This window comes from Nitrosomonas sp. Nm132 (genome assembly GCF_900100485.1).
In the GTDB taxonomy this organism is placed as follows: domain Bacteria; phylum Pseudomonadota; class Gammaproteobacteria; order Burkholderiales; family Nitrosomonadaceae; genus Nitrosomonas.
The window spans coordinates 11,096-33,845 of the sequence record NZ_FNDH01000001.1 but is presented as its reverse complement, the minus strand read 5'-3'; the positions used below and the strand labels follow the sequence as shown (position 1 = coordinate 33,845).

Genomic DNA, 22,750 nt, shown 5'->3' with positions numbered 1-22,750 from the left:
TTTATGAGGAAATTTTATGAAAGATGAAATCAAACAACGATTACAAAAAACTGAGACATGGATACACGGACTTTATATGCTGTTTTTTGTCTTCGTTTATGGCCTTGCTGAATTTCTGATTGTTCTGGTAATGCTGTTTCAGTTCTTTTCCATCGTGCTGTCTGGCAATATCAATGCTCAGTTACTCAAGTTCGGCCAGAATCTGGCAGCATACGTTTATCAAATCATTATTTTTCTTACGTTTAATAGTGAGCAACGGCCTTTTCCATTTAGCGCCTGGCCTGGTGAAATCAGCAATCATGATGAAAATAAAAAGTAATCTTGACTGATCGCGATACGGAAATAAATTGAGCTCAGGAAGTACAAGATAAGGAATTGATTATAACGGCTATTGATCTGGTCATTGAAGTGACCGGTGTTTGCAGCATGATTCATACACCCCATTTATTGCAATGATTTGGCTGGAGCAATCAGTAAAAAAATCAACAAAGCAGATCGGCGTCTGAAGCAGAGGGGGGAGCAACGGATCAAACCAATCTGGCTTTGTTGCATAGTAATGCTAAAGGGTAACAAATAAACAGACAATACTGCATATGCATACAATTTTATCTCTTAACATTGTTAGCCCGAATAGTTCATAAATTGGCACGTGCCAATTTATGAACTATTCGGGTTAGTCTTGCCAGCCAAGGTCTGCGTGAATTATTGCAGAGGATACTTCAAAGTTAGATCATCGATTTGCAAAATTTCCCGTTTTTTTAAGCATTGTGCTTAGATCAAATTAAGGTTTTTGCTTATTTTAATTTTCTTCAAGAAAGAATAACTTTTGATCGGGCAGGTGAAGTTTAACCCGAATATTTCATAAATTCGCGTGATGATCACGCAGGATTTTGATTCATAGGGAAGTTTTGAGAAGGAGGGGTGTAGTGACTCATACACCCGACTGAGTAAAATCTTTCTTATTAATTAAAACAAAAGGCAAGTGAGGACACGTGCCAATTTATGAACTATTCGGGTTAAGATCACCAACGCCTGTCGTAGTTATTCAGGCGTCAAGCTTATTGCTATAAATTTAATTTGGCGACTAGATCTTTAGTTGGTCGAACTAATAATTCGTTGAAACCCTTTTTAACCTGGCATGATTCACTGATAACAAAGCGAGAAAATGCAGTTGTATTTGCGGAAACTGATATTATTGATGACCTTGATGTTCTGGGCGGGCGCTGCGGTGGCGAACAGCGACTTACCCCAGGTGCTGTCGGATTCAATGATGACTGGGAACGATCCTGGAGAACTGGTGGCGCTGGCAGTCAAGTATGAGCATGCTGAAGGTTTCCCGCAGGATAGAGAAAAAGCTGCCGAACTTTACTGCCGGGCAGCCAGGTTAGGATCACCCGATGCACTGTACGCCCTGGGGTGGATGTATGCTAACGGGCGTGGGGTGGAGCGAGATGACAGTATCGCGGTCCAGTTATTCTTGATGGCGGCAGAGCAGGGACATGCTTATGCTCAAAAAATGATTCGTTATACACCGGCTATCTTGCCATCGCGCTTGCCCGCTTGCCTGCAGTCAGATATCGAAGATAAGTATGAAAAAGCGGTTCTCTATCCAGATGACCAAGTTTCTAAACTGGTACACAAGCTGGCTCCTGATTATCAGATTGATCCCAGACTGGTGCTTGCTGTTATCTCGGTAGAGTCAGGGTTCAATACCCAAGCAGTTTCACCCAAAAACGCGCGGGGACTGATGCAGCTGATTCCTGAAACCGCGCAACGATTTCGGGTAAAAGATCCTCTTGATCCTGAAGAAAATATTAAGGGTGGAATGGCCTATTTGCGCTGGCTGCTGGCGTTTTTTAAAGGGGATGTCACTCTGGTGGCGGCTGCTTATAATGCTGGAGAAGGCGCCGTTGAAAAATACCGGGGTATCCCTCCCTATCAGGAAACGGTCAGTTATGTGGAAAAGATAAGAATGCGCTACAAAAAGTCCACGCATCCTTATCAATCTGATATCGTTAACCGAACGTCAGTAATCGTATCGTCCAATAGTGTTGAGAACTGAATCAACGATCTCAGAAACATTTTCTTTTTTATACGTTTTAGATGAAATTAAAGACTGTCGTCAAGCTTCTTTTGTTCGCTGTTTTTGCAACGGCTTTATTGATTCATTTTGTCACGGAGCATGTCAGTGCAGGCTGGCGGACCGCCAGTCGCGAATCAGTCGGGCTGGCTCCCGATCCTGAACAAACTCCGGAAGCGATCATACAGGTTTATGGTGCGCGTGCTTATGGTTGGCGCGGCTATTTCGGTGTTCATACCTGGATTGCGGTCAAACCATCACTCGCCAGAACCTACACCGTGTATGAAGTCATTGGCTGGTATTTGCGCCGGGGCGGCTCGGTATTGACGATTCATCAGCAACAACCTGACAGGCGTTGGTTCGGCAGCATGCCAATCCTGCTGGTTGAAAAGCGCGGAGAGAGTGTGGATGCATTGATTGCCCGTATCGAAGAAGCCGCACATAGCTATCCTTATGCAAGGGAATACACCATGTGGCCTGGCCCAAACTCGAATACCTTTACTGCCTGGGTTTCGCGTGCTGTGCCAGAACTCGGGCTCGATCTGCCCCCTACGGCAATTGGCAAGGATTACCTTGGCAGTAGCCTGGTTGCGGCCGCACCCAGCGGAAGGGGCTGGCAATGGTCCTTGTATGGACTGCTGGGTGTCATCGTCAGTGAAGTTGAAGGGGTCGAAATCAATTTGCTTGGACTGACGTTCGGCATTTCTCCCAGTCCCGCTGCGATTAAGCTGCCATTGATTGGGCGTATTGACCTGAGCGCACTGAACAGGCTGGCTGTTTCAGTTCCGGAATAGCCTTGTTGTAGTCGGAAGGCGCACCTGAAACAGCCTAATTCCGCTAACAGTATCCGCCTAACAATGGCTTGAGTGCTGCTTTAGACGCGTGTGCTTTCCTGGCCGTTACCCAGCATCCCTTGCAAAATTCGAACAATGTAGTAACTGATCCAATTCAAGGATCGGCTTATCCAGGACTGCTTTCCCCAATATTTCCTTGATACCGGCCTGGAGTCTTCCATGGCCTGTTGCAGACTGGCTCTGAGTTCCAGAGCAAATGCCTGGTCAACAATCATGACATTGGCTTCGCGCGCCATGAACAGGCTGAAGGGATCAATATTGGAAGAGCCGACTGTTGACCAATAGTGATCTATGACAGCTACCTTGGCATGGAGATAACTCTTCTGGTATTCATAAATCTTGATGCCTGCATCGAGTAAATTGGCATATAAGGCGCGTGTGGCATGATGCTGTATGCGATATTCAATTTTTCCCTGGAGCAGGAGGATGACCGATACGCCGCGGCGGGCTGCATGAATGAGGGCGCGACGAAAATTTCTGCCAGGAAGAAAGTAAGCGTTGGCGATAATGATCTCATTGCAGGCGGTGGCGATTGCTTTGAGATAAGCGCGTTCAATATCACGCCGATGACGAAGATTGTCGCGGATAACAAAGGCTGCGCGCTGGTTACCAACCGGTGTTGCGGTAGGCTCCAGCTCGAGATGAGCCGTCCAGCGTTTCTTGAAATGCGCCCAGGCGACCAGCATCCATAAACGTTTGGCTGCAGAATGAATGGTAGGGAGCAGAGGGCCTTCTATTTTTATCGCATGATCAAAACGTGGTGAGGATTCTCCAAGTTTGTAGTAATCATCGATAATGTTGATTCCCCCAATAAAAGCAATGCTGCCATCAATGACGGCGAGTTTGCGATGCAAGCGGCGTAACCGATGGCGTCTGAAACGGAAAGAAAAAACCTCTTGCCGGTATAGCAGAACTTGAACGCCCGAAGTGAGCAAGCTCTGAATGGCTTTTTTGGGAAAATCAAGCGAGCCATATCCGTCTATCAGCAGATGAACGGCAACACCGCGTTGGGCGGCTCGCTTTAATGCATTGGCAATGCTGATGCCTGTTAGGTCGTATTTGAAAATATAAGTCTCAAGATGAATTTCCTGCCTGGCCTCATCAATTGCAGTTTCCAGCGCTGGGAAATATTCCGTACCATTGTGCAACAGTGCAATCCGGTTTCCATCGATAAACTCGAGGCGTTTCATGCACGTATGATATTGGCGGATAAAGCTGCATGATCAGAGATTCTCAACCAAGTGCGACTTTGGTGGACGCATACGTTTTTTACCCGGAAGCCGCGTACGTAGATCCGATCAAGACGCAATAAGGGGAAAATGGAAGGGTAGCTGCGGGCGGTTTTACCGTGGGCCTGCTCAAACACCTCGGTTAATTCAAGATGTTTCACCAGGATACGGCTGGCTGTTCCGTGCCAGTCATTGAAATCTCCTGCAATCACGAGGGGCGCATTGGGTGGAACGAGTTGTTTGATACGTTTCTCCATCGCCTGGAGCTGTCTGCGCTGGCCACGCCTGAATAATCCGAGGTGAACACAAATGCAGTGCAGGTTTTCCTGCCAGCCGGGGATACTGATTTCACAGTGAAGCAAGCCGCGATTCTCAAACCGATGCGACGAAATATCCTCGTTTTCCCAGTTTACGATAGGAAAGCGACTGAGAATGGCATTGCCATGATGGCCTGCGTCATATACCGCATTTTTGCCGTAAGCAAAATCTTGCCATACTGAATCCGCCAAAAATTCATATTGGGAGCGGTTTGGCCAGTTCTCAAATCGGGAAGCATGCTTGCTATGTTCCCCAATCACTTCCTGTAAAAAGATGATATCCGTATCGAGCGCGCGCAAGTGATCGCGCAGCTCGTGCAGTACCAGGCGATGATTGAAATAGGAGAAGCCTTTGTGGATATTGTAGGTAGCAATATGCAGTTTATCGATCATGGACAGCCTTAAGAAATGACATAATCAGAAAGCCAAAATTTTCTTTCTATGACTCCTCCTGAGATATTTACTGTATTGGGCGCCATCGCTACCTGGAAACCGCCAGCATTTTTTCAAGTGCCAGCTTGGCAAGCTTAGCTTCGTGTGGCGGGACTCTGATTGGGTTGACTACATTACCTGTCGCCAGATTTTCCAGCGACCATGCCAGATGCTGAGGATCAATCCGTGCCATGGTCGAACACATGCACACCATCGGTGACATGAACTGGACGATTTTTCCTTGGGATTTGAATTCTTCCGCAATACGCCCAACCAGATTCAATTCGGTGCCCACCAGCCAACGTGTTCCTGCTTCGGCTTCACGGATGGTGTTGATGATGTATTCAGTAGAGCCGACATAATCAGAAGCTTTACAAACTTCAAAACTGCATTCCGGATGTGAAATCACCAAACCTTCAGGATACTGATTGCGGAATCGCAGAATATGTTGCGGCTGGAACATCTGATGCACAGAACAATGGCCTTTCCATAACAAGATCTTGGCTTTTCTGATTTGCTCCTCGGTTAATCCTCCCATGGGCTCATCAAAATCCCAGACAGGCATTTGCTCCAGTGAGAGACCCAACTTATAACCACTCCAGCGTCCCAGATGTTGGTCAGGAAAAAATAGCACTTTTTCGCGTTGTGCAAACGACCACTGCAGAATTTTAGTGGCGTTGCTGGAAGTGCAAACAATCCCACCATGTTCTCCACAAAAAGCTTTTAGATCAGCACTCGAGTTGATGTAGGTCACAGGCGTAATCGCTTCTTCGGGATCAAGTATTTCAGCCAGTTCACGCCAGACTCTTTCTACTTTGGAGAGATTGGCCATATCAGCCATCGAACAACCCGCTGCCAGATCGGGTAGAATAGCGATCTGCTCCGGGCTTGAAAGGATATCTGCCACTTCTGCCATGAAATGTACGCCACAAAAAACCAGATAATCAGCATCCGTTTGTGCGGCAAGATAAGACAGCTTTAAAGAATCTCCCGTTAGATCGGCATGCCGATAGACATCCGCTCGTTGATAATGGTGCGCCAGGATAACAGCACGTTTTCCCAGTTTTTCTTTGGCAGCAATGATCCGTTGCGCACAGGTTTCATCCTGTAGCAGCTCATAATTTTCAAAATCAATGGCGTTTGCGTGCATGGTTATTTCAAAATTTGTTGAGGAAATACATTACCATAATCATATTGTGACAGGGATTCAAGTTTAAAGAGGGCAATGTAAAAAATTCTACATGAAGTCTTGGATGCTTTTTCCATTTAAAGAATGTCACCTTGCGATAAAAATATTAAAAGCGTTTTTGATTGCCTGATTGCTTGATTGATTAGAGTGTGACTTTGCTATAATGATCCAAGCAAATAAATCATAAGAACTTGTTAGGTTTTTTTGTAGTTAACCAATATAAATTGTTACTTCCAAGCGATTCTCCAGTTATTTTTTTCATTAACGGGTTAGGGAAAATATCATGGGAAACAAAGTAGTATCGTGAGATGATTCATCGTCTGCCCCCAGGTCCGGCTGTTCTTCTGATTATACTTATATTGTTAACGTTCTTGCTGAATCAAACGATTCAACAGCCAAGGATTCGTGAAGATAATGGTTTAAATAACAACCCTGACTATATTATTGAGAATCTCTCGGGTGTCGAGGTGGTTCATGATAAAGCGATTCGGCATATTTTTTCCGCAGACGTGATGACTCATTTTCCAGAAGGAGATATCACCTATCTTGAGCCGGTTGATTTTCTCATTATCCAACCTGATAAGCCGGTGACACGGATAAATGCCGATCGCGCAGAACTAACCGCCGGTAAGAATGATATCTATCTCAAGGGAGATGTCGTCATCTCGAGAGAAGAAGAGGCAGATAAGATAACGATGAGCACCCAATTTCTACATCTCATTCCTGACGCTGACATTGCAAAAACTGACCAGCCTGTGACGATAGCGAGGATGAATACCATCGTGAATGCGGTAGGGATGGAGTTAAACAACCGAACGGGACGTATCGAGCTGAAATCAAGGGTAAAAGCGAGAGATGATAAAAAGCCCGGGAGCGCTGATCGACCTTCGAACAAGAAGTAGCGAGTCAAACTAAATCATCATAAAAAATGAATGTATTCTTTTTCGCCTTACTAGTCATTGGCACGCTGTTTGCGGATGCCACCCTCGCAGAACGTGCTGACCGTGATAAACCGATTCATCTGGAAGCAGATAGCGCCACAGTCGAAGATTACAAACGCAGAGATAATTTTCGCACGAGTATTTTTACGGGTAACGTCATTCTTACTCAAGGGACGCTCATCATTCGGGCGGATAAGGTCATTATGAAAGAGGATCTCAAAGGTTTCCGGTATGCGACTGGCTATGGCAATCTTGTCAGTTTCCGGCAGAAACGCGATGGTGTTGACGAATATATTGAGGGCTGGAGCCAGCGCGTCGAATATGATGATAAAACCAACAAAATCGAGTTATTTGGCAAGGCGCGGTTGAAGCGGGGAACGGATGAAGTGCAGGGCGATTATATTTCTTATGATGTTACGCGCGATTTCTTCCAGGTGACGGGACACAAGGAGAAAAATGCCAAGGAAGATTCAAGAAGCAGGGTGCAGGTGATTATTCAACCCAAAACAAAGTCACCCCAAACAATAGACACTGAAGAATAATCTTTTTCGTGTAACCGGAGAGATTATTCAGAAAATACCATGAGCGTACTGAAAGCCGATAATTTAAAGAAAAGCTATAAATCCCGTGCCGTCGTCCGGAATGTGTCCTTTTCTGTCGGAAGTGGGGAGGTGGTAGGTTTGCTCGGTCCTAATGGAGCGGGTAAAACCACTTGTTTTTATATGGTCGTAGGATTGATTCCGTTAGACGATGGTGAAATATATTTGAACGAACGTAGCTTAAGCAAAATGCCGATTCACCAGCGTGCGCGCCTGGGCTTGAGTTATTTGCCTCAGGAAGCTTCCGTTTTTCGACGTCTTTCAGTTGAAGATAATATCCTGGCGGTACTGGAGTTACAGAGGTTTAGCGATGCTGAAATTCAGCAACGGCTGGATAATTTGCTGCACGATTTGCATATCAGTCATTTGCGGGAAAGCCTGGGCATTAGTTTATCGGGTGGTGAGCGGCGGCGGGTGGAGATTGCGCGTGCTTTAGCATCCAAACCAAGTTTTATTCTTCTGGATGAACCCTTTGCAGGCGTAGACCCCATCGCAGTCATGGATATCCAGAAAGTGATTGGCTTTCTCAAAGAACGTGGCATCGGTGTGCTGATCACTGACCATAATGTGAGAGAAACATTAGGAATTTGTGATCGCGCCTATATTATCAGCGAGGGGACCGTGCTTGCCAGCGGAAGACCCAATGACATCATCGATAATGAGCGTGTCAGGGAAGTTTATCTGGGAGAACATTTTCGGCTTTGAACATGAGAATTGAATCTATGAAGATAGCTCAGTGATTGCTGCTTTTTCAGAACCATGAAGCCCACTCTTCAGCTTAAATTAACTCCCGGTCTTGCGCTGACGCCACAGCTGCAACAGTCAATTAGATTACTGCAACTTTCTACACTTGAGCTGAATCAGGAAATAGAGCGTATTACACAAAATAATCCGCTGCTGGAACTAGGCGAGAGTGCTGATTATGGGCGAGTTCGTGATCAAGATGACCCGGTTGCATTATCTCCAGATATCCCGAGTTCGCAAATCGAATCAAACGATGTAGCATATTCTGAAAAAAATGATCGTGATTCGATGCTGCCCTCAAATGAGGATGCCGATGGGTTTAACGGCTATGAAACCTTTTACGGTAATCGCGAGAGCGATGAAGAGGGAGGCGATTTTGCACAACAAGCGATCACTCCTCCCAATTTGCGTGAGCATCTTGCGACGCAGATCAGCCTAACCCAGATCAGCGAGCGTAACCGTCATATCGTTGGGATATTAATCGATAGTCTGGATGATGATGGTTACCTGAGACAAGATCTGCAGGAGCTATTAGAGATGCTGCCGGTGGAGCTGGGTATTCATCTGGAAGACTTGCAGGCTGCGCTGAAATACTTGCAGCAACTGGATCCGCCCGGAGTAGGTGCGCGCAATCTGCAAGAGTGCCTGGCTTTGCAGCTGCAGGCGCTTCCTGAAGAAACGCCCTACCGTCAGCAGGCGCTTTTGCTCGTTAGGCATGATCTTGAGATACTCGCTTCAAAAGACTACAAACAAATTAAAAAGTTATTGCATTGTGACGATGATTGCCTGCGTTCGGTGCAGCAACTGATCACTCAGTTGAATCCCAGGCCTGGCGAGGCATTCAATTCAGCGATCTCGCGCTATGTCATCCCTGATGTGATGGTGAGCAAGCAGGAGGGTACGTGGACAGTAAGACTTAATCCTGAATCGATTCCTCATCTCAGTATTAATCAACTTTATGCTGATATATTGAAGCGTGATCGAAACAATTCGGCTCAAATATTGATGAATCAGCTTAGTGAAGCCAAGTGGCTGCTTAAGAACATTCAACAGCGTTCTGAAACCATACTTAGAGTGTCCTCTGTCATTGTTGAGCACCAACAGGCTTTCTTCGAGCATGGCGCAATTGCCATGCGTCCGCTCATCATGCGGAAAATTGCAGAGGCTCTGAATTTGCATGAATCCACCGTGTCACGTGTGACCACACAAAAGTTTATGCATACCCCCCACGGCATATTTGAGCTCAAGTATTTTTTTGGCAGCCATGTTGCAACCAATACCGGAGAAACCCGCTCTGCGATTGCTATTCGTACCTTAATCAAGCAGTTGATACAAAGTGAGGATCCGAAGAAGCCGCTTACTGATAGCCGGATTTCAGGAATTCTGGGAGAGCAGGGAATTATTGTGGCGCGCCGTACTGTTGCAAAATACCGCGAATCGATGCAAATTCCCCCAGTTAGCCTTCGTAGAATGCTTTGATCGCATCAAAAATAAGTATCAGTTGCAGCTAAAAATACATGGCTTGTTCATGTTAGCCCGGCAATTCCAGGCTGGCTGGATATTCCCAGAAAATCCTGTGCTCTTTGAATCAGCCGGATTAAGATAAAACCTTCCTCTGCTCAAGAAAAGCCTAAAACCCTTGGTAATCCATAGCAAGCCAAACTGATTCTCGGGGAATTATCACCAATTCCTTTGATAAGACCTCTGCACAACCCTAAAAATTTTGCTGGGGTGGCGGGAGAGAAATTCCAGATGACATTTTTACGCGTTTTTTAGCAGAAAAGTGAAGTTTTACTCCTTTTTCAAGGGAGTTCTTACCCCTTATGCTGCATTGGACTGCTCCCCTTCTGGAGGGCTCATCCACGAAAATTTTATTGGCAGCTTTTTTCAGATTCATGCAGATACTTTTCAGCACGACTCGGGTATTGATTTTTACCGTGCTGAAGTAGCTGGCGCGCGCCATTCCAAAGAAATTTGCTGTCTACTCATTACCAATAAGCAAGGAGGGTAATCATGAATCGGCAATCTGGATCATTGGGCCGAGCAGTTACTGCTTTGCGCAGCTCGTTGCTGGCGTTCTGTCTATTGCCGCCATAAACAGGTGGCGTGCGGGACTCCCCGGCGATATGATGCGGGAGTTAGATTAAATTTTTTCATCACCGATAAAGCCAATCGTGATTATATCGTGACCGGTGTTGCGGATATCGAGGAAGACATCATCACTCATTATTTGCCTGCCGAGCTTTTCATGCCGCGAGGGCTGACCCCTGATGAGGAACAAAACATGGCGTTCGGTTTGAAGCCCGGCGGTGATCTTATCCAGCCAGTATTGGGTTTCAGATTGATCAGCCGGAGCAACGAGGGTGTATTTGAGCCAATGGTTAAGCTTTTAAAATCATTGACTACCCAATTTAGTAGACCTGTCCTTTCTTTGCGCCTACGTGCTTGCACGTATTTGTTTGTCTGCAATTTTTGGATATCTTGCTAGAAAGTAATCAGGAGCGTACGCGAAGACTCGCATTAGCCCCCGGAACAATTGAGTCTGACTCTGGGGATTAGGAGTCTCTCTTGAGATATGGGCAATTAAAATAAGCTGCTGATTCTTTTATCGATAAATGGAGACACAAATTACTTTGAATAATTTTTCGGATCGGGATCTATAGATGATCAATTTACTCAGCAAACCCATTCATATTCTGGGCATCGGCGGTATTGGTAGCGTCCTGGGCTGGGCCCTGGCGCGGGAAGGTTATTCCGTGATAATGGTTGACAACCATCCTGGCAAAGTGGCCGAAGGTAGAAAGAATGGTGTAACGATCGTCGGACAGGGAACGCAAGCGATACCTTTCATGACTTTCGATGATTGGAGCGCGCCAAAAGAAGGTTTTATTCTGCTCTGCACCAAAACCTATGACAATCCAGAAGTGCTCGCACGCCTGCCTGACGACGCCTTCCTGGTGCCGATTCAGAATGGCTTCGATCCGGGGTTGGAGCGGCGCAATCATGCGTGCGAAGGTATCGCCTCATTTGTGTCAGAATGCTTACGCGATCGTCCCGTAACTCGAATGACCCGACTGGGTAGCCTGCATATTGGCGCACGCCGATCGGTCACTGTTGCTGAGTGGGATGAAATCGCGTCGTTGGCTAAAGCACTGGCAAAGGCAGAGTTATTTCCCGTCGAATTGGTTGCAGATATTCGCCCCTACAAAGCGACCAAACTTATGTACAATGCTGCCATTTCACCGCTTGCGGCCGTGGCTGGTGTAGATAATGGCGCATTATTGACCGACTTGTTAGCTAAAAAGCTCTTTTTTAGCATGCTGCGCGAAAATTATGCCATTCTCAAGCATGCGCACATTCAACTTGCTCGCATCGGACCATTTCATCCCGATACCGTTTCTTTAATTCTAAGCATTACCGCTTTGAGCACATTTCTGGCCGGGTTCTTTCAATCATCGCTACGCGGCACCTATTGCTCGATGGCGCCGGATATGTACGTCCAATGCTGCCGTACGGAAATCGAGGCTTACAACGGTTATCTGATTCGGCTGGCGGGAGACTTTCCCTGTCCATTAAACCGCGCCGTGTTGGCACTCGTTGAAAAAGTGAGCCGGGAAGGTCTGAAACCGCAGCGTCAATATCTTCAGTATCTGGCAGATAATTTACCGGAAGGCGCTCTGTCTTGATTCTAATCTGTGAGTGTGTATGAATTAGGACTGCGGCCTCGCCCGATACGCGAGGCCGCCCGCGATGCCATAGCGTGGTATCGTTCACAGGGTTGGCTATAATCCACAAAGATCAATACAGATCAATGACGCAGCGCGATGGCGCAAATTTGTTCCTGCTCAGACTAACTGTAAAGGTCTGCGATCTCTTCTAATTTGCTTCGAAGGCCAAAAATACCTCCAGCTTTTGAACTATGGCATGGCTTAACCCGAATATTTCATAAATTGGCACGTGCCCTCACTTGTCTTTTGATTAATAAGAAAGATTTTGCTCAGTCGGGTGTATGAATCACTACACCCCTCTTTCTCAAAACTTCCCCTATTAATCAAAATCCTGCGTGATCATCACGCGAATTTATGAAATATTCGGGCTAGGCCAAAAAAGGATTTTTTGATTATTTGTCTATAAGGTTTACTGCTACGTGTTCGCACGTATTTTTTTAGCCAGCATATTTCAATAATCTATTGAAGCATCAGAGCTTAATAAAAAATGGCGTTTATTTTCCCTATCCATTGCCACGGAAAGTGAAATGATGGAACAGTACGCCGACGGCTGTCACCGAATGCCATCAAGGTTGCTAATCTGTCATGCCTCTGAGGTGTTTTCGGGTGATGGGAAGTGAAACCGGCGCATCGGGCGCAAGCTCAAAACAATGCACAAGGAGCTCCCAATGTCTTCAAATATCGTACCTCCCCCGCACGACGATTTGTTCAGCAAAACCGTGGAAACGGCCATACGCCTGGGTGTGCTGGCGATCGTGCTGATCTGGTGTTTTCAAATATTGCAGCCGTTTATTATCCCGGTGGTGTGGGGAATCATTATCGCAGTAGCGATCCATCCTCTTTATCTCAAGTTAATCAATCTGCTGGCTGGTCACCGCGTCATTGCGGCGACGCTGCTGATCACCGTGTTGTTGGCGCTATTAATGGTACCCACCGTCACGTTGACAAAGCTGCTGGTGGAAAATGTGGTAGAACTGGCGGAGCAATTTCACCAGGGGCAGTTTGCTATTCCGCCACCGCCGGAGACTGTCAAGAATTGGCCACTCATTGGGGAACCGGTCGCGAAAATATGGAACCTTGCTTCAACGAATTTGACCGATGCCCTGAAACTGCTGCAACCCCAATTCAAAGCGGTAGGCGCCTGGCTCCTCAATGCCGCTGCCAGCGCGGGTCTGGGCATGATTATGTTCATTGCTGCGTTCGTGATTGCCGGTGTCTTGCTGGCGCATTCCGCCAACAGCTATCAGCTTGCTCATGGCATAGCCCGGCGATTGGTGGGCGAGCGCGGCGATGACTTCGCCAACCTGGCCGAAGCCACCATTCGCAGCGTCGCCCGTGGCGTGTTGGGCGTTGCCGTTATCCAGTCGCTGCTGGCAGGTCTCGGTTTTATCTTTGCCGGCGTGCCCGGCGCCGGAATATGGGCATTATTGTGCCTGATCCTGGCGGTGGTGCAGATCGGGGTGGGGCTCATTGTCATTCCAGCCATAATCTATGTATTCGCAACCGGTGATACGCCTACCGCGGTGCTATTCCTGATCTGGAGCACGTTGATTATGGTGCTGGATAACGTGCTAAAGCCATTGCTGTTGGGGCGCGGTGTCGGCGTGCCCATGGTGGTGATCTTTTTAGGCGCGATCGGCGGTATGCTGTTATCCGGTATCGTCGGGCTGTTCGTCGGTGCTATTGTGTTGGCGTTGAGCTACAAGCTGTTTCAGGCCTGGCTGAATATGGAATCATTATCCCAGTAGACCTGCGCATCAAAGCAGCGCGGTGTCGTTTTGCAGGCTGTTATGACTTAACGCGAATTTATGAAATATTCGGGTTAACCGCTGGGGGAGCTGCGTTCGGCTTGCTCCTGAGATTTGTCAGCAAAATATACGAGCTGACCAGCAGCACCCACAGTGGAAACGCCAGCGGCGTCCAGTAAAAATATCCGATGCTCAGTAACAACAGCAGCGCCATTGCATACCCGAGAAACGCGATCCACTGCGGGAAAATCTTGGTACGAACAGCGACTGTGCAGATTGAGATCATAAATACCCCTGCCATTTTCATCGCATAGACGTTAACGATCTGATATACCACAGTGCGACCAAACGTGTAAATGCCAGATTCGACGAGCTTGTCGGGCGTGGCGGCGCTGTAGCTGATCATGATACCTGCCGCCACTGCTCCCGAAGCAAACAGCATGGCCAGAAACAGCAGGCCGCTGCCGAGGAACACGGTGGCAAAAAAGCGGTCTTCGTAGGCACCAATCCGGTCCCGCAGCACGCCGATGAACCATAAAAAGGCGATGCCTGCGAACGGCAGCAGATACAGCGCCAGCTTGACGGTCTTCGTGCCACTCGCCAGCCACGCTCCTGCATCGTGCGGATCGGCCGGGACCGAAAGCCGGACGAGCACCAGGCTCGTGATATACAACACCGAAAATACAATACCAGCAACAGCGGCCGCGCGTGGTGTCTTCAAGCGATTGTGAGTCAGGTTTTTTTCTTGTGTCATGCTTTACTCCTGGAAACGGATCACAGCAGTTACCTTCGCCAGGCGAGGAGAGATCCAATGTTTAATAAGTGCTCTATTCGCTCAGTTGATTCGGTTTCCGGCGTAGCCCGCTTGTTCCATCTGGTAAAAAGATCATCCATCAGTCCGTTATGGCGGAAAATCATTCGGCATCGCCTGGTTACTGGATACAGCCTGTGATGACATACAGGATGGCGCTCACGATGGTTTTTGTGATGCTTATCTTGCGAAGACCATTTTGCAGGCAGCTTCTTATTCGAGAAAGCGAATGCGCCCCGTTACCAACTCGTAAACGCCTCCAACCAGCGTGACACGCTTTTCTCGCAATGCGCGTTCGCCTTCCGGTAGAGTCGACAGCCGCTGCATGGACCAACGGACATTCATCTCTACGGCGGCACTTAACAAGCTATCGTGATCCAGCTTCAGATCAAGTTTCTTTAGTCCAGGTTTGATTAATTGAATCAGCGCCTCGATATGCTCAAGTTCTTTGGTCTTGTGCAGTATTTTCTCCACGGTGGCGGTAACAGCGCCGCAACCTTCATGGCCAAGTATGACAACCAGCGGTGTTTTGAGATGTGCCACGGCATATTGCAAGGAGCCAATCACGTCTTCTGCGATGATGTTGCCAGCTAGCCGAATTGTGAAAAGATCTCCGAATCCCACATCAAAGACGAGTTCGGGTGGTACGCGCGAATCGCTGCAACCCAGAACAGTGGCAAAAGGTTTTTGCGATTCAACTAGCTGACTGCGCCAGGAAGCTTTTTCATGTAAATGAAGCGACTTATCTTCCATGAAGCGTCGGTTTCCGTTCTTCAATCGTGCTAGCGCCTCGTCTGCATTTCGCGGATAAGACTCCATGTCAACTGATCTTGAGGAGGGTGCTTTGGTTGCGATGCTTAAAGCTATCCCCAGACCTAATCCGCAAGTACCGGCTAGCCATTCCCTTCGTGTGATTTTCAGATTTGCCATGATATGTCCTGGTTACGTATATTGCTTGGCCCTTGCTGGATCACAGATTAGAGTCAGCTTGCGCTAGGACAGATAAGCCATTGATTTTCATCACACGGCTAAGGTAACCGCCTCTAGACAGTAACTTTCACTTTAAATGCTTGGACTCATGCGCGCTTAGTTGGGTACAGACGATTTTAATCGTTAGTGGATAGCAGTTTAATTCCCCGCCGGGAATCCTTTAGCGGCCATGCAGGAAGCAAACGCCTGGTTGTAAGCATCCTGGGCCGCTGTATCCTGACGACGCTGCTGGCGTTGCTTGGCCGCGCCCGCAGCGGCCCCCATCTTCGCTTTTTCTTCCATCTGGCTATGGGTGTATTCCTCGGCGACACTTTCGGGCACGTTGCCGTACTGGTCAGCCTTGCTTTTGCCCTTGACGGCTCCGGCCATGGCGCCAGCCGCCGCACCCTTCGCCCGTCCGCCCGCCTGTGGCTGGGTAGCGCCGGGATTATAGCCAGTTTGTTGCTGGGCAATGCTCTGGCACTCGGATTGGGCTTGCTGAAGCAAAGGATCGCCTTGAGCTAACACCCAACTGCCAAAAACTGCACCGAAAACGCCGATGGCCAAGCGAATGGATATTGAATTGAACATGGTTTATCTCCTTGAAAAGGATCAGTTTGAGGAGGATAGGCAGTATAAACGCCTTGAATTGTTAACCCGAATAGCTCATAAATTGGCACGTGCCCTCACTTGTCTTTTGATTAATAAGAAAGATTTTGCTCAGTCGGGTGTATGAGTCACTACACCCCTCTTTCTCAAAACTTCCCTATTAATCAAAATCCTGCGTGATCATCACGCGAATTTATGAAAAATTCGGGTTAAGCGATGACGCTTCCCTAGATTATCGAAATACACTGGCTAAAAAAATACGTGCAAACACCTAGAATTTAAACTTTTTTTGACAAGCGTTCAGATTAACCCGAATTTTTCATAAATTCGCGTTAACTATCTGAGCAGGGCAGAAAGTATCGGCGTTGCACCCCACTCTCACATAAAATACACATTCAGCGTCATCGCCAAAATTTTTAACTTTCCCAGCCTGCTGGCCGCCCAGGTACTGTTCAGATTTAACGGGTTCTTCGAGTCAAACTGGATCCAAACTGTTGTGCATTTTTCTCCTTGGCTGTCATTTGCCGGATAGACAAAAATATATCCTATTTTTGATAGGTTACGTCGCTTGAACCCATAAAAGGATGGATGGATCGCTCGTCTCAAATAGGTCTAAGTCTACGTGTTTGCACGTATATCTTTAGTAAGGGTATTTCAATAATCTATTTGTTATATCCCTTGATAGAAAGAAGGAGTGCTGAAAATGACCAACGCCGAACAAAGATCTACCCCTGCCAGCAATCCGCTCAGCGCCGAAGAATTGCGCGCGATGAACGCCTGGTGGCGCGCTTGCAATTACCTCTCGGTGGGCATGATCTACCTGCGTGACAATCCGCTGCTCAAGGAGCCGCTCAAGATCGAGCATGTCAAGCATCGGCTGCTCGGACATTGGGGTGCGAGCCCGGCGCTGTCGTTCGTCTGGGCGCACCTCAATCGGGTCATCAAGCGTGACGATCTCGATGTGATTTTCATGGCTGGCCCGGGTCACGGAGCGCCCGGTGTGATTGGGCCGACCTATCTCGAAGGCACCTATTCCGAGGTCTATCCCGACAAGAGCGAAGACGCGGAGGGAATGCGCAAGTTCTTCAAGCAGTTTTCCTTTCCTGGCCAAATCGGTTCGCACGTCACCCCGGAAACGCCCGGCTCCATTCACGAGGGCGGCGAGCTGGGTTATAGCCTGTCCCATGCCTATGGCGCCTGCCTGGACAACCCTGACCTGATTGTCGCCTGCGTGGTGGGCGATGGTGAGGCCGAGACCGGGCCGCTCGCCACCGCTTGGCACTCGAATAAATTTATCAATCCAATCCGCGACGGTGCGGTGCTGCCGATTCTGAACCTCAACGGCTACAAGATCGCTAACCCGACCATCCTGGCGCGCATCAGTCACGACCGGCTGGCCGCGCTTTTCCACGGCTACGGCTATACACCCTATTTTGTCGAGGGGGACGATCCCGATGCGATGCACCAGATCATGGCGCAGACACTGGATACGGTCATCGCTGAGATCCGCGCCATCCAGAAGACAGCGCGCGAGAGCGGCAAGGCCGAGCTGCCGAGCTGGCCGATGATCGTGTTGCGCACGCCCAAGGGCTGGACCGGGCCGAAGGAGATCAATGGCCATAAGGCTGAAGGTTCCTGGCGCTCCCATCAGGTACCTTTCTCGGATGTCCGCACCAATCCCGCGCACCTGAAGCTGCTGGAAAACTGGATGAGCAGTTATCAGCCCGAGGAATTGTTTGATGCGAGCGGCCGGCTCATTCCGGAACTGCGCGCGCTTGCCCCGCAGGGACAGCGGCGCATGAGCGCCAACCTGCACACCAACGGCGGCCTGCTGCGCAAGGATCTCAAACTGCCGGATTTCCGCAACTATGCGGTGGAGGTCGCACAGGCCGGCAAGGTGCTGTACGAAAATACCAAGCCGCTGGGTGAATTCCTGCGCGATGTGATGCGCAACAACATGACCAACTTCCGCGTGTTCGGTCCCGATGAGACAGCCTCCAACCGCCTGCAGTCGATCTACGAGGTAAGCAAGAAGGTTTGGATGGCGGAATTGTTGCCCGAGGACGCGGATGGCGGCGAATTGTCCCGCGATGGACGGGTGATGGAAATGCTCTCCGAGCACACCTTGATCGGCTGGCTGGAAGGTTATCTGCTCTCCGGACGGCACGGCTTTTTCCATACCTATGAAGCCTTCGCCCATGTGATCGACTCCATGTTCAATCAGCACGCCAAGTGGCTAGATATCTCCAAGAACCATGTGCCCTGGCGTGCCCCAGTGGCATCGGAGAACATTTTGCTGTCTTCCACGGTGTGGCGTCAGGATCACAACGGCTTTTCGCACCAGGACCCGGGTTTCATCGATCTGGTCACTAACAAGAGTCCGAGTGTTACCCGTATTTATCTGCCGCCCGACGCCAACACCTTGCTGGTGATCGCGGATCAATGCCTGCGCTCGACGGACTGCATCAATGTCATCGTTGCCGATAAACAGAAGCACCTGCAGTTCACTACCATCGACGAGGCGATCGTGCACTGCGCCAAGGGTATCGGCATCTGGCGTCGTGCCAGCAACGATGAGGGTGTCGAGCCGGATGCGATAATGGCCTCCTGCGGCGACGTGGCGACCCAGGAGGCGCTTGCGGCAACCGCCTTGCTGCGCGAGCACTTGCCTGATCTGAAGGTGCGCTTCGTCAACGTGGTGGACCTCTATAAAATGCAGCCGGTGGCGGAACACCCGTGCGGCTCAACGGACCGCGAGTTCGATAGTCTGTTCACGACCAACAAACCGGTGATTTTCAATTTTCACGGCTATCCCTGGCTGATTCACAAGCTTGCCTATCGCTTCAAGAATCACGAAAACCTTCACGTGCGTGGTTACAAAGAACGCGGCAACATCAATACGCCGCTGGAGCTCGCGATCTTGAATCAGACCGACCGCTTTACGCTGGTGATCGATGTCATCGACCGGGTGCCCGGGCTTGCCGCGAGAGCCGCGCATCTGAAGGAGCAGATGAAGAACGAGATCATCCAGAATCTCGCCTATGCGCATGAGCATGGCACCGATCGCGATGAATTCACCAATTGGGTGTGGCCGTATTGAGAAGGGGCCCATATGAGCGAGCAACCATCTTCACCTATCCCGCGGCAAACAACCGTAAGCCTGGCTGACGAGGAAGCGGTCAAGCGCATCCTCGTTGAAACGATATTCGGCCTGTGGGCATCGGTAAACAATCTAACCCGTCTGCGTCCGTCCAAGCGCGAACGCTACCGGGTCACAATTTTTGGCTCGGCGCGCACCCAACCCGGACACTGGGTATATCAAGAGGTTAAGCGCATGGCCGAGGCGCTGGCAGCCATGGGCTGCGACATCGTGACGGGCGGAGGGCCGGGCTTGATGCAGGCCGCCAACGAGGGCGCGGAGGCGGCTAACGCGCCGGAACGGGCGCAGAGCATCGGCATCCGCGTGAAGCTGCCGTTTGAGCAGGAGGTCAATCCATTCGTTGAGCAGGCTTTTGAACATCAGACGTTTTTTACTCGTCTGCATCACTTTGTGCTGTTGTCTGATGCTTTTATTGTCGCGCCGGGTGGCATCGGCACGGTGCTCGAGTCCACGATGATCTGGCAGCTGTTGCAGGTGAGGCATCTGCACGATACTCCGCTCATCTTTACCGGTCCCATGTGGCAGGGTCTGGTCGACTGGGCGACGCAGATGATGTTGCGCCCGGGATTCGAATTGGCCAACGCCGCAGACATGAAGATTCCACGTTGCGTGGATAGCGCCGATGAGGCGATTGCCCTTATTCGAGAACACCATGCGCTCTGGTTAGCCGAGCATGCTAAAAGCAAGACTGCGGGTTAGGTCATGAAGTCGCTGAGTGGATCGCATACTCACTGACGAGAATCAACTGCGGAACGAAGATGGCCGAAGCTGGACAGAGTTCAAAAAGACATCGAGAGGAATCAAAATCATGAACGGTAGAACACTCCCAAAACAAGCACAAGCAAAAACTGTGGAATCAGCGGTCGCTACGGGTCTGATCGGTGCGGATGTGCGCACTGGCATGCAGGCTGCCGTGCTCAAGCAAGCAGTCATGGACCATCTGCACTATTCCGTTGGGCGCCTGGCGGCGGTGGCGACTGCGCATGACTATTACCGCGCACTGGCACTGGCGGTGCGCGATCGCATGCAGCAGCGCTGGATGAGCACCACCCAGACCTATTTTGATCTCAGCCGCAAGGTTGCCTGCTATCTCTCGGCGGAATTTCTCATGGGGCCCCACCTGGGTAATAATCTGGTAAATCTCGACATCGAACAAGAAGCCCGCACCGCGCTGGCCGAGTTGGGTCAGGATCTCGACAATATCATGGCCTGCGAGGAAGAGCCGGGGCTGGGCAATGGCGGCCTGGGGAGGCTCGCCGCCTGTTATCTCGACTCGCTGGCGACATTGCAACGTCCTGCCATTGGCTACGGCATCCGCTATGAGTTCGGTATCTTTGACCAGGAGATCCAGGATGGCTGGCAGACGGAGATCACCGACAAGTGGCTGCGCTACGGCAATCCGTGGGAGATTGCCAAGCCCGAAATTGCCTACTACGTCAATTGGGGTGGCCACACTGAACATTATCGCGATGAAGCGGGCAGCGATCGCGTGCGCTGGGTGCCGTACCGCGTGGTGAGGGGCACTGCCTACGACACGCCTATTCAGGGTTATGGTGTCAATACCTGTAACACCTTGCGGCTGTGGAGCGCTGAAGCGGTGGAATCTTTCAACTTCCAGGCGTTCAATACCGGTGATTACTATCAGGCGGTGAATGACAAGGTGGTTTCCGAAACGGTCACCAAGGTGCTTTACCCCAACGACGAGCCGGAAATCGGCAAGCGGCTGCGCCTGGGACAGCAGTATTTTTTCGTTTCCTGCTCACTGCAGGATATGCTGCACCTGCTCGATCTCACGGGTGTTCCGGTGGAGCATTTTGCCCAACGGTTTGCCGTGCAGCTTAACGATACGCATCCTTCCATTGGGGTGGCTGAGCTGATGCGCTTGCTCGTGGACGAGCGGCGATTGGATTGGGAGACGGCCTGGGTGATCACCGTGCAGACCTTCGGTTACACTAATCACACGCTGTTGCCCGAGGCGCTGGAAACCTGGCCGCTGCCGATGTTCCAGGCGTTGTTGCCGCGGCATCTGGAGATCATTCACGAAATCAACCGCCGTTTTCTCGATGAGGTGCGTGCCAGGTTTCCAGGCGATGAGGCGCGTGTGGCCAGGATGTCCTTAATTGGCGAAGGGGATGACAAACGGGTGCGCATGGCGCATCTCGCCACCGTCGGCAGCCACGCCATCAACGGCGTGGCCGCGCTGCATTCCGATCTGCTCAAAGCCAGCGTGCTGAAGGATTTTTATGAGCTGTGGCCGGAGCGCTTCAGTAACAAGACCAACGGCGTCACGCCACGCCGTTTTCTGGTGCTCGCCAATCCGGAATTGCGCGGGTTGCTCAATGACACGCTTGGCGAGCAGTGGCCGGCGGATCTGGGACAGCTGCGCCAGCTCGAGGCCAAGGCTGATGATGCCGCCTTCCGGCGCAAATGGCGCGCGGTCAAAGAAGCCAATAAGAAGCGCCTAGCCGATTACATCCATGCGCGCACCGGCATCGAGCTCGACCCCAGCTGGCTATTCGATATTCAGGTTAAACGGATCCACGAATACAAGCGCCAGCATTTGAACGTATTGCACATCGTCACGCTCTACCGCCGCCTCAAAGCGCATCCGGGGCTGGCGATTCCGCCACGCGCGTTCATCTTCGGCGGTAAAGCCGCGCCCGGCTATTTCATGGCCAAGCGTATCATCAAGCTCATCAATGCCGTGGCTGAGACGGTTAATGCTGATGCGGATGTGAATACGCGCATGAAGGTCGCTTTTGTGCCCAACTTTAATGTCCAGAATGCCCACCTTATCTATCCGGCCGCCGATCTGTCGGAACAGATCTCCACTGCCGGCAAGGAGGCATCGGGTACCGGCAACATGAAGTTCATGCTCAACGGCGCGCTCACTATCGGCACGCTCGATGGCGCCAACGTGGAGATGCGTGAAGAAGTGGGGGCGGAGAACTTTTTCCTGTTTGGCTTGACCGCTGAGGAGGTGGAGCGCATCAAGCGTGAAGGCTACCGGCCGGCTGACTGCGTTGCTGGTAACGCCGAGTTGCGCATGACGCTGGAACTCATCAGCAGCGGTCATTTTTCCCGGGGGGATACCGAGGTATTCCGTTCCGTTGTCGACAACCTGACCCAGTCTGATCCGTTCCTGGTGCTGGCAGATTACGCCGCCTATATCGCGTGCCAGGAGCAAGTGAGTGCTGCGTGGCAGGATAAGGAAAACTGGACGCGCATGTCGATCCTCAATACCGCGCGCAGCGGTAAATTCTCCTCCGATCGCGCTATCGGCGAGTACTGCGACGAAATTTGGAATGTCCAGCCGGTAACGGTGAAGTTGTAGGGAGCA

General features: G+C 50.2%; 20 protein-coding genes. 14 read left to right on the top strand and 6 right to left on the bottom strand.

The window, feature by feature from the left end:
* The first annotated feature begins 16 nt into the window (after positions 1-16).
* The 3 genes from BLP80_RS00145 (at position 17) to BLP80_RS00135 (ending at position 2,874) form a co-directional block, all read left to right on the top strand.
* Positions 17-319, top strand: coding sequence for a DUF4389 domain-containing protein (locus tag BLP80_RS00145; RefSeq protein WP_090538924.1), 303 nt, complete (start codon positions 17-19; stop codon positions 317-319).
* Positions 320-1,177: 858 nt separating this feature from the next.
* Positions 1,178-2,062, top strand: coding sequence for a transglycosylase SLT domain-containing protein (locus BLP80_RS16505; RefSeq protein ID WP_305367309.1), 885 nt, complete (start codon positions 1,178-1,180; stop codon positions 2,060-2,062).
* A gap of 41 nt (positions 2,063-2,103) precedes the next feature.
* Positions 2,104-2,874, top strand: a complete 771-nt coding sequence (locus BLP80_RS00135; RefSeq protein ID WP_090538922.1) for a DUF3750 domain-containing protein — start codon at positions 2,104-2,106, stop codon at positions 2,872-2,874.
* Between the two features lie 80 nt (positions 2,875-2,954).
* Here BLP80_RS00135 and clsB read toward each other — a convergent pair whose 3' ends face one another.
* From clsB to nadA, 3 genes are all read right to left on the bottom strand, one after another.
* Positions 2,955-4,124: a cardiolipin synthase ClsB gene (gene clsB / locus BLP80_RS00130; RefSeq protein ID WP_090538920.1), complete on the bottom strand. Its 1,170-nt coding sequence runs from the start codon at positions 4,122-4,124 to the stop codon at positions 2,955-2,957.
* On the bottom strand, positions 4,121-4,873 hold the full coding sequence (locus tag BLP80_RS00125) for an endonuclease/exonuclease/phosphatase family protein (protein WP_090538918.1): 753 nt from the start codon (positions 4,871-4,873) through the stop codon (positions 4,121-4,123). Before BLP80_RS00125 ends, clsB begins: the two co-directional genes overlap by 4 nt.
* An 88-nt stretch (positions 4,874-4,961) precedes the next feature.
* The gene (nadA, locus tag BLP80_RS00120) at positions 4,962-6,062 is read right to left on the bottom strand and encodes a quinolinate synthase NadA (protein ID WP_090538916.1); all 1,101 of its coding nucleotides are present in this window, start codon (positions 6,060-6,062) and stop codon (positions 4,962-4,964) included.
* A 347-nt stretch (positions 6,063-6,409) separates the two neighbouring features.
* On the opposite strand from nadA, the gene lptC reads away from it, so the two are divergent.
* The 7 genes from lptC (at position 6,410) to BLP80_RS00080 (ending at position 13,861) form a co-directional block, all read left to right on the top strand.
* Positions 6,410-7,003, top strand: coding sequence for an LPS export ABC transporter periplasmic protein LptC (gene lptC / locus BLP80_RS00115; RefSeq protein WP_090538915.1), 594 nt, complete (start codon positions 6,410-6,412; stop codon positions 7,001-7,003).
* 26 nt (positions 7,004-7,029) lie between these two features.
* Positions 7,030-7,584, top strand: coding sequence for a lipopolysaccharide transport periplasmic protein LptA (gene lptA, locus BLP80_RS00110; protein ID WP_090538912.1), 555 nt, complete (start codon positions 7,030-7,032; stop codon positions 7,582-7,584).
* A gap of 39 nt (positions 7,585-7,623) precedes the next feature.
* The gene (gene lptB, locus BLP80_RS00105; protein ID WP_090538910.1) at positions 7,624-8,346 is read left to right on the top strand and encodes an LPS export ABC transporter ATP-binding protein; all 723 of its coding nucleotides are present in this window, start codon (positions 7,624-7,626) and stop codon (positions 8,344-8,346) included.
* Between the two features lie 54 nt (positions 8,347-8,400).
* Positions 8,401-9,864 (top strand): RNA polymerase factor sigma-54, encoded by a 1,464-nt coding sequence (locus BLP80_RS00100; RefSeq protein WP_090538908.1) that lies wholly within the window; start codon positions 8,401-8,403, stop codon positions 9,862-9,864.
* 304 nt (positions 9,865-10,168) lie between these two features.
* The gene (locus BLP80_RS15485; RefSeq protein WP_176754213.1) at positions 10,169-10,396 is read left to right on the top strand and encodes a hypothetical protein; all 228 of its coding nucleotides are present in this window, start codon (positions 10,169-10,171) and stop codon (positions 10,394-10,396) included.
* 652 nt (positions 10,397-11,048) lie between these two features.
* Entirely contained in the window at positions 11,049-12,071 is a 1,023-nt protein-coding gene (locus BLP80_RS00085; protein WP_090538901.1) for a ketopantoate reductase family protein, read from the top strand.
* Positions 12,072-12,781: 710 nt separating this feature from the next.
* On the top strand, positions 12,782-13,861 hold the full coding sequence (locus BLP80_RS00080; protein ID WP_090538899.1) for an AI-2E family transporter: 1,080 nt from the start codon (positions 12,782-12,784) through the stop codon (positions 13,859-13,861).
* A gap of 58 nt (positions 13,862-13,919) precedes the next feature.
* Here the strand turns inward: BLP80_RS00080 and BLP80_RS00075 are convergent, their stop codons facing one another.
* Positions 13,920-14,615 (bottom strand): hypothetical protein, encoded by a 696-nt coding sequence (locus BLP80_RS00075; protein WP_090538897.1) that lies wholly within the window; start codon positions 14,613-14,615, stop codon positions 13,920-13,922.
* A 57-nt stretch (positions 14,616-14,672) separates the two neighbouring features.
* Between BLP80_RS00075 and BLP80_RS15480 the strand changes: the two genes are divergently transcribed.
* A complete protein-coding gene (locus BLP80_RS15480) occupies positions 14,673-14,813 on the top strand; it encodes a hypothetical protein (RefSeq protein ID WP_176754212.1) in 141 nt (46 codons plus the stop codon).
* 72 nt (positions 14,814-14,885) lie between these two features.
* Here the strand turns inward: BLP80_RS15480 and BLP80_RS00070 are convergent, their stop codons facing one another.
* Positions 14,886-15,602 (bottom strand): carbonic anhydrase, encoded by a 717-nt coding sequence (locus tag BLP80_RS00070; RefSeq protein WP_218120327.1) that lies wholly within the window; start codon positions 15,600-15,602, stop codon positions 14,886-14,888.
* A 198-nt stretch (positions 15,603-15,800) separates the two neighbouring features.
* Entirely contained in the window at positions 15,801-16,232 is a 432-nt protein-coding gene (locus BLP80_RS00065) for a hypothetical protein (RefSeq protein WP_090538893.1), read from the bottom strand.
* Positions 16,233-16,953: 721 nt separating this feature from the next.
* On the opposite strand from BLP80_RS00065, the gene BLP80_RS00060 reads away from it, so the two are divergent.
* The 3 genes from BLP80_RS00060 to BLP80_RS00050 all read left to right on the top strand — a co-directional run bounded on the left by BLP80_RS00060 (position 16,954) and on the right by BLP80_RS00050 (position 22,744).
* Entirely contained in the window at positions 16,954-19,350 is a 2,397-nt protein-coding gene (locus BLP80_RS00060) for a phosphoketolase family protein (protein ID WP_090538890.1), read from the top strand.
* Positions 19,351-19,362: 12 nt separating this feature from the next.
* Entirely contained in the window at positions 19,363-20,109 is a 747-nt protein-coding gene (locus tag BLP80_RS00055) for an LOG family protein (protein ID WP_090538888.1), read from the top strand.
* A gap of 109 nt (positions 20,110-20,218) precedes the next feature.
* Positions 20,219-22,744 carry a glycogen/starch/alpha-glucan phosphorylase gene (locus BLP80_RS00050; protein ID WP_090539205.1) on the top strand — a complete coding sequence of 842 codons (2,526 nt, stop codon included), beginning with the start codon at positions 20,219-20,221 and terminating at the stop codon, positions 22,742-22,744.
* Positions 22,745-22,750 lie beyond the last annotated feature (6 nt).